Consider the following 12,386-nt stretch of genomic DNA (forward strand, 5'->3'; position numbering starts at 1 on the left):
TAGCGCTAGCGAAGGGCGCAGACAGTGGGGGCAGCCTTTCTTTGGGTTACGTTTCTTTGGCTGCGCAAAGAAAGGTGACTGCCCTGCCGGGGGCACAGCCCGGCCAGCGGCGACTGTGGCACCCAACCCTGCATGGGTAACCCAAACCTCGATCAAAATATTTAAGAGAAAAGTGGCCCCAGCGCAGATTCCACCTGCGCAAGCAGCTACGTAAAGTAGAGCATTTCGCACCTTCACCGGTTGAAGAAAGAATGTCTGCACCAGGGAAGTCAAAAGGCCTCACCGGGCTATAGTGTTCCACCGTCAGGCTGTGGGGTTTGTCGGAATTTTTATACCTGGTTTGAAATGGGCGCATCTTGCGCAAAGCCAAGCTGCAAGCCACTTTCAGGAAATTCTGATGGACGATATAGACCGCAGCGCCCTTTTTATCTTGCAGGTTTTACGGTCTGCATTAGGTTGCCACCTGCCAAACGTTGTGGCACTGGCTTCTTCCACCAAGAACTGGAAACATCAACTGTGCAACGTGCCCGACCACTAAAGCCCAATTTGTTCAGGTACGCGAATCTGACAACGCGCCGCATGTTCATAGGCAGTATCGCGTGGCTACTATGGCCAATCAGTGCATCGTGGGCCGCAGACACTCGCCGTATCGTATGGCCAGCGCTGAGCGGCGGCCCGATCGTTTGCGGCCCTTATCAGGGAAGCGTCCTTCCTGGAAAAGATGGGGGTATGGTTGTTGGCGGCCCGTTAAATGGCTCCGTGTGGCCCGACGCTGAAGGCGGAATGATCGTCGGTGGTCCGCTCAACGGAACAGTTTGGCCGAGTGCCAAAGGTGGAGTGATCGTAGGCGGCCCTCTCGATGGAACTGTGTGGCCCGCGGCCTCGGGCGGTCTGATCATCGGCGGACCACTCAATGGCTACTTGGTCGTCCGTTAGCAGCTTAGTGAGCAAGGCATGAAAATCGCAATCCTTGGCTGGGGTTCCTTACTCTGGGATACCCGCACAGATTTCGACTCAACGCACGGCCCATGGGAGCTTGACGGTCCCAATCTCCCTATCGAGTTCACCCGTGTCTCTAAAACGCGCGGCGGCGCGCTCACTCTAGTAATTGATCATGATTACGGCGCAGTATGTACCTGCGTCTTCGCGCTCAGTACCAGATCAAATCCTGACGATGCCATATCTGACTTACGCTGCCGCGAAGGAACCACCCTTGCAAACATCGGGTACTACTTTGCTGACGGATCGCGCCAGAATTCTTCGACCGATAAAACTCTGAATATCGTTCGGCAATGGGCGGAAACGACGAAAATTGATGTAGTCGTTTGGACAGACTTGAAATCAAACTTCGCATCCAAAAGCAAGTTAAAGCAACCCTTCTCGATTCCAAGTGCGATTTCTCATCTGCAGTCACTATCCGTCGATGCAAAGGCTAGCGCCGCCGAGTACATGTGGCGCGCGCCGGCACTCGTGGATACGGCGTTACGCCGTGCAGTTGAAATCGCGCCATGGTTCAACACAGATGGCTAACCCTGTGTTGCTTGCGACGGGCCGCAAGCGTCGTCTCGCCTCGCCCAGCGCGCTGGCCTGCGGCAGAACACCACGTTAGGCCTCACAAATGCGACTCTTCCGCATACCATGATCAACACACACAGGCGTTTGGCGCTTTCGCTGGGTATCGCCCTTCCATGGTCTGCTGCCCGAGGCCAGCCCTTTTCCACCGGAAGCTGTGCTCCTAGGCGCATCTAGAGGGGGCCCCCGGGTGCGGGATCGGGGGCTTGCGCCCCATCGCGCCTAGGGCGCGAACTGGGCTGCCAGCACCTCATTGGCCATTACGCTTGGTTCGGACTTTTAGGCCATTTTTTCAAGCATAAAAAAGGCCGCTGGCGCAGATATAACCTGCGCAATATGCTCCTATTTTTGAATATAAAAACAAGAGCAATTCACCCCCCTCACCCCAACTGAAACCAAGCCGACTTCCCCTGCATGTACGACAGCAAACTGTCCATATGCTTGTCCCTCGAATTCCCCGACTGCTTGTACCCGCCAAACGGCTGGGTCATGTCGCCGTCGCCGAAGCAGTTGACCCAGACGATGCCTGCCTCCAGCGCGCCGACCATGCGGTGGGCCTGGTTCAGGTCGCGGGTCCAGACGGATGCGGCCAGGCCGTAGATGGAGTCGTTGGCCAGGGCGATAGCCTGGGCTTCGGTGTCGAAGGGGATGAGGGTGGTGACCGGGCCGAAGATTTCTTCCTGGGCGATGGCCATGCGGTTGTGGCCGACAAACAGCGTGGGGGCCACGAAGGTGCCGGGGCGGTTGACGGGCGTGCCGCCCATCGCCACCTGCGCGCCTTCGGCCTGGCCGCGGGCGATGTCGGCCAGCACCTTGCGCTGGTGCGGCTGGCTGGCCAGCGGGCCCAAGGTGGTAGCAGGGTCCAGCGGGTCGCCGGGCTGGTACAGCACCTGGGTGCGGGCGATGAATTTGGCGATGAAGGCATCTTGCAGGTCGCGGTGCACCAGCAGGCGCGAGCCCGCGTTGCAGACCTGGCCGGCGTTGTCGAAGATACCGCCCACGGCGCGGTCTACCGCGGCATCCAGGTCGTACAGATCGGGCATGAAAATCTGCGGGCTTTTGCCGCCGGTTTCCAGCGCCACCCGCTTCATGTTCGACTGCCCGGCATAGCCCATCAGCAGCTTGCCCACACGGGTGGAGCCGGTGAACGACAACTTGATCACATCTGGGTGCAGGGCCAGCGCACGGCCCGCCTCGGGCCCCAGGCCGTTGACCAGGTTGAAGACCCCGGCGGGGCCGCCCGCATCCACAAACAATTGCGCCAGCCGGGTGCAGGTCAGCGGGGCCTGCTCGGCGGGTTTGAGCACCACGCAGTTGCCTGCGGCCAGGATGGGCGCGAGCTTCCACACCGCCATCAGCAGCGGGTAGTTCCACGGCGTGATGGCCCCCACCACGCCCAGCGGCTCGTGCAGGATCATGTGCAGTGAGCCTGCGGCGGTGTGGGTCACGGCCCCTTCCACCTTGTCGATGCACTCGGCGAAATAGCGGATGGTGCGCAGCACCTCGGGCAGGTCGATGTTGAACATGTCGCTGATGGGCTTGCCCATGTCCAGCGTCTCCAGCAGCGCCAGCTCGTCGGCGTGCTGCTCCACCAGGTCGGCCCAGCGGTTCATCACCGCCATGCGGTCGCGCGGTGGCTGGCCGCGCCAGCGGCGGTCGTTCCAGGCGGCCAGGGCGCTGGCCACGGCCACGTCAATGTCTTTGGCCTCGCCCTGGGCGATGTGGGCCAGCACTGCGCCGGTGGTGGGGTTGCGGCATTCAAAGCTGCCGCCGTCCAGCGCGGGCACGTAGCGGCCCTCGATGAACAAGCGGCCTTCGATGGCCAGGGTTTCGGCTTTGCGCAGCCAGTCTTGGTGGGTGAACTGGGGGATGGAGGGATGGGCCATGTGTTACTCCGCAATTAATTCGGTGGGGTAGCCGGGGGCGCGCAGTTCCAGGCCGCAGGCCTGCTCCAGCATGCGCACCACCTCGGGGCTTTGCGCCTGGCTGCCAAACATGCCGCGCGCACGGCGAAAGATCTGCTGGGTCATGCCGCCCAGCTCCAGCGGCACACCCAGCTTTTCGGCGATGCCGTTGACCAGGCCCAGGTCTTTGCAGGCCAGGTCCATGTTGAATTTGACGTTGTAGCTGCCGCTGAGGATGAGCTGCGACTCGGTCTCGTGCACAAAGCTGTTGCCCGAGCTGGCGCGGATGGCGCGGTAGGTGGCGTCCGGGTCTACACCGTATTTGGCGGGCACCATCATGGCCTCGCCCGCCGCCACCAGGTGGATGAAGGCCAGCATATTCGTTACCACTTTCACCACCGAGGCATTGCCCAGCTTGCCCATGTAGATGATCTGCCCGCCCATCGCCGCCAGCAAGGGCTCGACGCGCTGGAAGACGGCCTCTTCGCCGCCCACCAGCACCGTAATTTGCCCCGAATTGGCCAGGTGTACGCCGCCGGTGACCGGGCATTCCAACACTGCAATACCGCGCTGGGTGGCGGCGGCTTGCAGGCGCTGCAGGTCCTCGAAATCGGTGGTGCTCATCTCGATCCACACACCGCCTGCGCGCAGAGTTTCGAACACGCCGCCCGGGCCTTCGACCACCTTGCGGGAGATGGCGGGCGACGGCAGCACGGTGATGACTACATCGGCCTCGCGGCAGACCCCTGCGACATCGTCCGCCCACACCGCGCCCGCGGCCAGCAGCTTCTGCGCCGCCGCCGGGTTCAGGTCGGTCACGGTGACCGGGAAACCCGCGGTGACAAGACTGTTGCACAGGCCTTCGCCCAAGCTGCCCAAGCCGATAAAACCAATGTTCAGTGCCATACCCAAGTCCTTTGGAGAGAAAAAAGATTACGCAGCCCTGCGCCGCAAGGGGTTGAAGCCCATGACCATCATGCTGGCCAGCACGATCAGCGTGCCGCCCGCATACAAGCCGGGGCCGGTGGCTTCGCCCAGAAAGATGATGGAAAACAGCACGCCAAACCCGGTGATCAGAAAGGTGCTGCTCAGCGCCGCCACCGGGGGCACGTGGCGCATGATGCGCATGTACATCCAATAGGCCATGCCCGAGGTCATGGTGCCCATCACCACCACGCAAGCGACGGCCGACAGCGTGAAATGCGCCTTGGGCAGGTCGTACAGGGCCCCCGGCAGCAGCAGCAGCGCACCGGCGGCATGCATGCCTGCGGTGATGGCCAGCGGCTCCAGCCGTGTCGTAGCGCGCTTCAGAAACGGGGTGGAAATGCCCGACAGCGCGGCCCCCGCCACGCAGCCCAGGGCCGACAGCACCAGCAACGGCGTGGGGCTGACAGGGCCCAGCTGCACCACCAGCGCGGCCCCACCAAAGCCCAGCAGACAGCCCGCTGTCTTCAGGGGCGTCAGCGCCTCTTCTTTCATGTAGGCTGAAATGAAAGCCCCAAACAACACTGCCGTGACCGATAGCAGCGAGCCGTAGGCAGCAGGCAGCTCCAGCGACGACCACGCATAGAAAAAGTGCGGCCCGGCCACCGCCAGCGCGCCCAGCAAAAACATCTCGCGCCAATGCGCCCATGGCCACGGCTGCCGTGCCACCCGCATGATGGTGCCCAGCACCAGCGTGGCCATGACCATGCGCATGCCGGCCGCCAGGTTGTGCCCCAGCGTGGGCACGGCCAGGCGTGTCAGCATGAAGGTCGAACCCCACAGCGCAGACAGCGCGACCAACTGGACGAAATACTTGGTTTGCATAAACACTTCACATTTGATAGCTGCTCGCGCAGGTGGAATATGCGCTGGAGGCCGGAATGGCCTAAAGGTTGTAACTACTCAGCTCCCTCGTACAGGCAGAACGTGCGCCTTCCAGGAACACCGCAGAACTGGCTCTGCCAGGCTGCTGGTGTTGCCCCCTGCAAGGGGGTTGGCGAAAAGTGCATAGCACTGTAGCCTGGGGTGAGTCATATTCACACCAGCTTGCGCTTGACCTTCTGGCTCCAGTCCTTGGCAAACACCTGGGTGTCGCCCTCGTAGGCTTCCAGCCGGCCCGACACCAGCCAATGCGTCTTGGTGGCTTGCAGGCTGGAATAGGTTTCGGTGCGCACTTTCCAGTCGCCACGTGACATCTCCATCGACCAGTGGCAGTCTTGCCGGGCCGACAGCGGATCATCGGGCAGGATGCGGTAGTTCTCGCGCCCGCAGCCCCAGGTGGTCAGACCGTGCTCGGTGCTGGTGCTGCGGCCAAAGTCGTCAATGATGGCCATGCGGCGTTCGCCGGTGCGCTGGTCGGTGGTGACTTCGCGCTGGTTCCAGGCCGGCTCCAGCGTGGTGAGCTTGACCGGCGGCGCGGCTTCGGCGGGGGCGAACACCGGGGCTTTTTCACCGCGCCGGGGCTTGCGCACCGGGATGTCGATGAAGCTGGCGCCAGTGTGCACCGTCAGCGTGACGGGCTCGGGCGCGGGCCAGATCAGCGGCCAGTAGCTGGTAGAGATGGACACCCGCAGGCGGTGGCCCTTGGGCACGGTGCAGGCCACGTCGTCCAGCTGGATTTGCAGGGTGTAGACCTTGCCGGGCTCCAGTACCTCGGGATGTTCATGCCCATCGCGGTGGCACAGGTTGGCCACGGCATAGGTCAGGCGCGACACGGCACCGTCGGGCCAGACGCTGTTGAGCCGGACGGCCGCCACCGCCACCGGGCGGTCGCTGCTGAACTGCAGGTGCAGCACGGCCGCACCCACCAGGTCGATGGGCTTGGCGAGTGGCGGCGTGTCGAAGGTGAGTGAGCCCGAATCGTCCTGGCGCTGGTCGCCGGGGAACTCGGGGCCAAGCCAAATGATGCAGTACTCGCCGCTGTCGGCCCCGGTGTGCTGGGGTGAGGACAGGGCTTGTTTGGTTTTTTTGTCCGCCGTGGTGCCCAGGCCTTGCGGGTTCAGGAACCAGCGCTGTGTCTCGGAGCGGTCGGACGGCCACACGTCGTCGCTGACCCAGCGCCCGGCAATCTGCGCCACGCTGGCACCGGGCCGGCCGATCTCCATGATGTAGGTGCGGTGCGCCGGGTCTTGGTCCACGCCGGTGTCCACGCCCTTGAGCCACTGGTCCCACCAGCGCAGGGCCTCTTGCAAAAAGCCGATGCGCGGCTCGGGCACGGCGAAATGCGGGTACTTGTGCGCCCAGGGGCCGATGATTCCTTTGACCGGGCTTTGCACACTGGCCACCAGGCGCGGCACGGCGTTGGAGTAGGCATCGTTCCAGCCGCCGATGGCCAGCACGGCGGCCTGGATGGCGCTGAAGTCTTCGCACACCGAGCCGCGCTTCCAGTAGGCATCGCGGTGCGGGTGCTGCAGCCAGGGGATGGCCAGCAGGGGCTCATTTTCCAGCCGCTCCAGCCACATCGCCTTCCAGCGGTCGCCGACCAGCGCCGGGTCGGGCGCGCGCGAAGAATAGGCCAGCATGGTGGCCGACCAGCCCAGGTTTTCGCCCAGCAGGCAGCCGCCTTTGTAGTGGATGTCGTCGCGGTAGCGGTCGTCGGTGGAGCACAGGGTGATCACGGCATCCAGCCCGGCGGGCTGGCGCGCGGCGACCTGCAGGCAGTTGAAGCCGCCCCAGGAGATGCCCATCATCCCTACCTTGCCGGTGCACCAGCTTTGCGCCACCAGCCAGGCGATGACCTCTTCGCCATCGGCCAGCTCTTGCTCGGCGTATTCGTCCAGCATCACGCCGTCGGAGTCACCATTGCCGCGGATGTCCACACGCACGCAGGCGTAGCCGTGGCCCGCCAGGTAGGGGTGCGTGAGGGCATCGCGCACCACGGTGCCGTCGCGCTTGCGGTAGGGCAAATATTCCAGGATGGCGGGCACGGGTTTGCGTTCGGCATCCACCGGCAGCCAGATGCGCGCGGCCAGGCGGGTGCCGTCGGCCAGCGGGATGAAGAGGTTGGGGATTTCCTGGACTTTGCGTGGGAAGGATTTGACAGTTTTCATGGATGCGACGTTAAAAAATCAGGGTGCCATATCGGCCTGCGGGCTGCTTTGCAGCACCTGCACCAGGGTGCGCAGGCCCTGGTCGAGTTGCGCGGGCGAGGTGGCGGTGTTCAGGCTGATGCGTACCGCGTGGGGGGCGCGACTGCGCCCGGCGGCAAACTGCTCTGCGGTGCGCACCAGCACACCGGCCTGGCGCAGGGCGGCGGCAAACGGGCTGGCGTGCCAGGGTTCGGGCAAGGGAAACCACAGGTGCGGGTGGTGGGCGCTCCAGGCGTAGTCCCACCCGGCCAGGCACTGGTGGGCCACGGCCAGGCGCTCGGCGATCTGCTGGCGCTGCAGGCTGACCAGGCGCTCGACCTCGCCGCTGGCCAGCCAGCGGGTGGCGATTTCGGGCATCAGCGGGGCCACCATCCAGCAGTCGGCGCGGATGCTGGCGGCCACCTTGTCCCGCCATTCGGGGGCGGCTTCCAGGTAGCCCACGCGCAGGCCAGGGGCCATCACCTTGCTCAGACTGGCCAGCAGAAAGGATTGCTCTGGTACCAGGGTAGAAATGGCGGGCGGCGGCTGCTCCAGCACGGCGGCATGCACCACGTCTTCCAGCAGCCACAGGCCCCGGCGGCGGATGACGGCGGCCAAGGCTTCGCGGCGCGCCACGGGAATGGTGCTGGCGCAAGGGCTGTGCAGCGTGGGGCTGCAAAACAGCAGCTTGGCCTGGAAGCTGTGGGCGGCCTTGTCCAGCGCGTCGGGCAGCAGGCCATCGCCGTCCATCTCCAGGCCGATCACCTGCAGCCGCAGGGAGCGCGCCAGGGCCAGCAGGCCGGGGTAGCTGAGCGACTCGGTCAGCAAGGTGTCGCCCGGCTTGGCCAGGGTCCGCAGCACCCCGGCCAGGCCGTGCTGTGCGCCGTGGGTGACCATCACGCGGTTGGCATCGCCGGTGGTGCCAAAGCGGCGCAGCCAGTCGGCCCCGGCCTGGCGGTGGCGCAGGGCCCCGGTTTCGGGCTGGTAGGCCAGCAGCTCGGCCATGCAGGCCGGGTCCAGGCTGAGTTCGGCCAACACCTGGCGCAGGGACTCCACCTCGTCGGTGGGGATGGCGACGTTGTGGGCCAGGTCGATGGGCGGCGCACCCGGCACCGGCACGGCCGCACCCTGGCCGAGGGCGCGCACATAGGTTCCATCGCCCACGCGGGCCGCCGCCAGGCCCTGCTGTTCCAGTCGGGCGTAGGCGCGGCTGACGGTGGAAATCGGCACGCCCAGGCGCTGGGCCAGCACCCGGTGGGCGGGCAGTTTTTCGCCCGCCGACAGCTGGCCGTCCCGGATTTTCTGGGCCAGCATGTCGGCAATCGACGCGGTGGTGGACGCAGTCGTGGGCGGTGTCTGGGGCGTGTCAGCCACGCCAGGGGCAGAAGGCATGGGCAGACGGCCTATCTGCTACAAAAAAAGAAGCTGCTAGCGCAGGTGGAATATGCGCCAGAGGCAGATTTCATTTAGATTCCTTGAGAATGGCCGGGTCGAACGGTGGGCGGGCAAACACCTCCCGCAGCATAGGCTCGAAATACGACAGCGGCTTGCTCGGGTAGTGCGGGTCAAAGGAGGCCTGGTCGTACAGCTCGCAGAAGCGGCAGCAGGCCTCGAACCAGGGGTGGTCGCGGTAATCCAGGTAGCCGTCGGCCTTTAAACCGTAGTGGTGGGCGTAGTACTGCATCTGGAACAGGCCGTGCATTTCCACCACCCAGGTCACCTCGGCACGCACGTAGGGGCGGATGAGTGCGGCGGCAAACTGGGAATGGTTTTCAGGGGCCAGCTCGTCACCCAGGTCGTGCAGCAAGGCGGCGACGATGGTTTCCAGATCGGCCCCATCGGCCTCGGCACGGGTGGCAGCTTGCAGGGAATGCTCCAGGCGACTCACCTGGTAGCCCTCTAGCGAGTCGCCCAGGCGGTGCAAGGCCAGCAGCAGGCGGTCCGGCAGGGCGCGCACGTAGCCGTGCTCCAGCTTTTGCAGAAACCGGTATTCCTCGGTGCTGCCATCTTTCATCTGGGTAAAGGCAACGGCGTGCATGGCGGGGTTGGCGACGGTGATCATGCGGAGGTTCCAGTCAATGTGCGGTGCAGCGAACGGTGTAGCACGCGGTACAGGCTGCGCGGGCCGTCGCGGTCGATATAGCAGCCTTGCAGCTGGCGGTGCCCTTCGGCGGCGTTGTAGGCGGTGCGGCCATGCAGCACGCGGTTGTTGTCAAACATCATCATCTGGCCGGGCTCCAGGCGAAAGCGCAGCGCATAGGCATCGTCGTCGAACAGCTCGCCCATACGCCGGCGTGCACGCTGGTAGCTACGCGTGTCGGCCTCGGACATCAGCGGAATATTCTCCAGCCGCGGGCTGTAGTGCACGCCCATCATGTCGCCGTTGCCATTCAATTCGATCATGGGTTTGATCGCCACCAGCTGGGTTTGGGGATCGCGGTGTTCGAAGCGCAAGGGGATGCGGCTCAGCAGCGCAAAGCCCTCGGGGTCTTCGCGGCGCACCTGCGCGGCCACGGCCAGGCTGTCCACCAGACTCGACAGGCCGCCCGAGGTTTCGTTCTGCAGGCACTGCAGCAACTGGATGCCGGGCACTGGCGTGCGGTAAGGGTTGTCGGTGTGCGGGCCAAGGGCCACCGACTGGTAGGACAGGTCGATCTGGTCGGTGGCCTTGGGCCGGGTATAGACCTCGAAAAACGCACCGAAATTGGTTTCGCGCACAAAGCCAAAGCGCCGCGCAATCGACAGAATGGAGTCGGTTTGCGTGGGCGTGTTGTGCACCAGCAAAAAGCCGCGTTCGATGAAATCCGTCAAGGCCTGGTAGAGCACGGTGTCTTGCGCCAGATCGGGCCATTGGTAGATCGGCAGCGGGGCCAGGTCAGAACCCCAGGGCCGTGGCTCCGGGCATTCCTCGCTCAGCACCGTGCCAGCCAGCAATTCGTCGGCGTCGTAGTCGCCAGCAAAGCCGTCGCTGAACGCCAGGTGCAGGCGCGGGCCGTCCCAGCGCGCGGCCGTCAGCTCCAGGTCTACCGGCAGCAGGTGCGGGTTGATCAGGCGCTGGCCGGTCAGCGGGTCGCGCTGGCTGGGGTCGGGGCTGAGGGCGCGCAGCCACAGCGCGGGCAGCGGCGTGTCACCGGCCGGGGTGCGCACCACCAGCCGGGTGGGGCTGGAAAGGATGTGAATTTCAGACATCGCGAGGGCTTTCGTGTGGGGGGATGGCAAGGTACAAATTTTGAGAGATTGCAAGCTTGCCGACAAACGAAGAAAACAAGGCTATAACCTTAGCAAAACTAATGCCTAGCTAATGGATGCGCCATGAAACGTCTTCCCCCTTTGAATTGGCTGCGTGCTTTTGAGGCCTCGGCCCGCGCTTTGAGCTTCACAGCAGCCGCCCAAGAGCTGAGCATGACCCAGTCGGCCGTGAGCCAGCAGATCAAGAGCCTGGAGAACGCCATCGGCCGGCCGCTGTTTGTGCGCCGCGTGCGCGGCTTGGAGCTGACCGACGCCGGCCGCGGCTATCTGCCCACGGTGCAGGCGGCGTTTGCGATGCTGGAAGAAGGCACCCGCGTGCTCACCGACCGCAAGGAGCCGGACATGCTGGAGCTGCATGTGAATCTGTCGTTTGCCCGCTACTGGCTCAGCCCGCGCCTGGGCCGCTTCATGGACCAGTACCCCTGGGTGCAACTCAACCTGGTGACCTCGATCTGGCCCGAAGAGCGGCAAAGCGATTCGGCGGACGTGGAGATCGTTTTTGGCCTGGGCAAGTGGGAGAGCCGGGTCGGCAAGCGGCTCACCGTGGACAGCATCTTCCCGGTGTGTTCGCCCGAGGTGGGCGCGCGCATCCAGCGGCTGGACGACCTGCTGCGCCAGCGCCTGTTCGACCTGCCGGGCACGCTGCAAAGCTGGGACAGCTGGCTGGAGGCCTACCCGGCCAAAAGTCGGGTGGCGCGCCCCCTGGTGCACCGCACCAGCACCTGGGCGCTGAGCCTGGAATGGGCGCAAAACGGCCTGGGCGTGGTGCTGGCCCACGACACCGTCGCCAACGACCTGATCCGCGCCGGACGGCTGGTGCGGCCGCTGGCCTTTTCGCTGCCGATGAAGGAGGCGTATTACCTGATCGCCCCCGAGGGCAACCAGGCGCATCCGGCGGCGCAGGCGTTTAAAACCTGGCTGCAGCAGGAGATGGATGACCACACTTAGCTACTATGTCTTTTATAGCTGCCAGCGCAGGTGGAATCTGCGCTAGAGGCCGATTTAATCAATATTTCATGACGACCAGCCGGGTCTGGGTAAATTCCAGCATGCCGTGCTTGCCGTCGTCGCCCCCCAGGCCGGAGCGTTTCCAACCCGCGTGGTAGCCCTGGTAGGGGTCGGCGGGGGTACGGTTGATGTAGAGCTCGCCGGCCTCGATCTCGTTACCGGCCTGCATCACGCTGCGGTAGTCCTCGGTGTAGAGCACCGAGGCCAGGCCGAACTGGTGGTCGTTAGCCAGCGCCAGCGCATGGTCCAGCGTGGTGTAGGGCAGCACGCAGAGCACTGGGCCGAAGACTTCTTCCTGCACGATTTCCATGTCTTGGCGCACCTGGGTCAGCAAGGTGGCCGGGTAGAAGTAGCCGGGGCCGCTGGGCACACTGCCGCCGCATTCGAGCTGGGCACCGGCTTGGATGGCGCGCTCCACCATGGCGTGGATGCCTTGGCGTGCGGAGGCGCTGACGAGCGGGCCCATGTGGTGTGATTGCGCGGCGCGGTTGCCATAGGCGTGGGCGCTGAGTTTTTCTTTCAGCTTGGCCACCAGCGCCTCAAACACGGCTTCTTGCACGTAGACCCGCTCCACCGCGGTGCAGAGCTGGCCGCAGTGGGT

10 protein-coding genes are annotated in these 12,386 nt (G+C 64.5%); 2 read left to right on the top strand and 8 right to left on the bottom strand.

Annotated features, from left to right (window positions below):
* The first annotated feature begins 954 nt into the window (after window positions 1-954).
* Window positions 955-1,530, top strand: coding sequence for a hypothetical protein (locus tag ABI213_RS20290; protein WP_348005389.1), 576 nt, complete (start codon window positions 955-957; stop codon window positions 1,528-1,530).
* Between the two features lie 422 nt (window positions 1,531-1,952).
* Here the strand turns inward: ABI213_RS20290 and ABI213_RS20295 are convergent, their stop codons facing one another.
* The 7 genes from ABI213_RS20295 to ABI213_RS20325 all read right to left on the bottom strand — a co-directional run bounded on the left by ABI213_RS20295 (window position 1,953) and on the right by ABI213_RS20325 (window position 10,717).
* Window positions 1,953-3,458: an aldehyde dehydrogenase gene (locus ABI213_RS20295; RefSeq protein ID WP_348028438.1), complete on the bottom strand. Its 1,506-nt coding sequence runs from the start codon at window positions 3,456-3,458 to the stop codon at window positions 1,953-1,955.
* Window positions 3,459-3,461: 3 nt separating this feature from the next.
* Entirely contained in the window at window positions 3,462-4,382 is a 921-nt protein-coding gene (locus ABI213_RS20300; protein WP_348028440.1) for an NAD(P)-dependent oxidoreductase, read from the bottom strand.
* Window positions 4,383-4,409: 27 nt separating this feature from the next.
* Window positions 4,410-5,285 (bottom strand): DMT family transporter, encoded by an 876-nt coding sequence (locus tag ABI213_RS20305; RefSeq protein ID WP_348007773.1) that lies wholly within the window; start codon window positions 5,283-5,285, stop codon window positions 4,410-4,412.
* 212 nt (window positions 5,286-5,497) lie between these two features.
* A complete protein-coding gene (locus ABI213_RS20310) occupies window positions 5,498-7,510 on the bottom strand; it encodes a CocE/NonD family hydrolase (protein WP_348007774.1) in 2,013 nt (670 codons plus the stop codon).
* An 18-nt stretch (window positions 7,511-7,528) separates the two neighbouring features.
* The gene (locus tag ABI213_RS20315; protein ID WP_348007775.1) at window positions 7,529-8,920 is read right to left on the bottom strand and encodes a PLP-dependent aminotransferase family protein; all 1,392 of its coding nucleotides are present in this window, start codon (window positions 8,918-8,920) and stop codon (window positions 7,529-7,531) included.
* A gap of 70 nt (window positions 8,921-8,990) precedes the next feature.
* The gene (locus ABI213_RS20320) at window positions 8,991-9,590 is read right to left on the bottom strand and encodes an HD domain-containing protein (protein WP_348007776.1); all 600 of its coding nucleotides are present in this window, start codon (window positions 9,588-9,590) and stop codon (window positions 8,991-8,993) included.
* Complete coding sequence (locus ABI213_RS20325; RefSeq protein WP_348007777.1) at window positions 9,587-10,717, bottom strand: TauD/TfdA family dioxygenase; 1,131 nt, start codon at window positions 10,715-10,717, stop codon at window positions 9,587-9,589. The genes ABI213_RS20320 and ABI213_RS20325 overlap by 4 nt, the downstream gene beginning before the upstream one ends.
* A 123-nt stretch (window positions 10,718-10,840) precedes the next feature.
* Between ABI213_RS20325 and ABI213_RS20330 the strand changes: the two genes are divergently transcribed.
* Entirely contained in the window at window positions 10,841-11,725 is an 885-nt protein-coding gene (locus ABI213_RS20330; protein ID WP_348007778.1) for a LysR substrate-binding domain-containing protein, read from the top strand.
* Window positions 11,726-11,783: 58 nt separating this feature from the next.
* Here the strand turns inward: ABI213_RS20330 and ABI213_RS20335 are convergent.
* A partial coding sequence (locus ABI213_RS20335) for an aldehyde dehydrogenase family protein (protein WP_348028442.1) occupies window positions 11,784-12,386 on the bottom strand: 603 nt, incomplete at its 5' end.

The organism is Rhodoferax sp. (assembly GCF_039922535.1).
Taxonomy (GTDB): domain Bacteria; phylum Pseudomonadota; class Gammaproteobacteria; order Burkholderiales; family Burkholderiaceae_C; genus Rhodoferax_B.

Bases quoted from the DNA above. Each gene is read 5' to 3' on its own strand.
- ABI213_RS20325 (WP_348007777.1), bottom strand. From the start codon at position 10,717: ATGTCTGAAATTCACATCCTTTCCAGCCCCACCCGGCTGGTGGTGCGC.
- ABI213_RS20320 (WP_348007776.1), bottom strand. From the start codon at position 9,590: ATGATCACCGTCGCCAACCCCGCCATGCACGCCGTTGCCTTTACCCAG.
- ABI213_RS20315 (WP_348007775.1), bottom strand. From the start codon at position 8,920: ATGCCTTCTGCCCCTGGCGTGGCTGACACGCCCCAGACACCGCCCACG.
- ABI213_RS20300 (WP_348028440.1), bottom strand. From the start codon at position 4,382: ATGGCACTGAACATTGGTTTTATCGGCTTGGGCAGCTTGGGCGAAGGC.
- ABI213_RS20305 (WP_348007773.1), bottom strand. From the start codon at position 5,285: ATGCAAACCAAGTATTTCGTCCAGTTGGTCGCGCTGTCTGCGCTGTGG.
- ABI213_RS20330 (WP_348007778.1), top strand. From the start codon at position 10,841: ATGAAACGTCTTCCCCCTTTGAATTGGCTGCGTGCTTTTGAGGCCTCG.
- ABI213_RS20290 (WP_348005389.1), top strand. From the start codon at position 955: ATGAAAATCGCAATCCTTGGCTGGGGTTCCTTACTCTGGGATACCCGC.
- ABI213_RS20295 (WP_348028438.1), bottom strand. From the start codon at position 3,458: ATGGCCCATCCCTCCATCCCCCAGTTCACCCACCAAGACTGGCTGCGC.
- ABI213_RS20310 (WP_348007774.1), bottom strand. From the start codon at position 7,510: ATGAAAACTGTCAAATCCTTCCCACGCAAAGTCCAGGAAATCCCCAAC.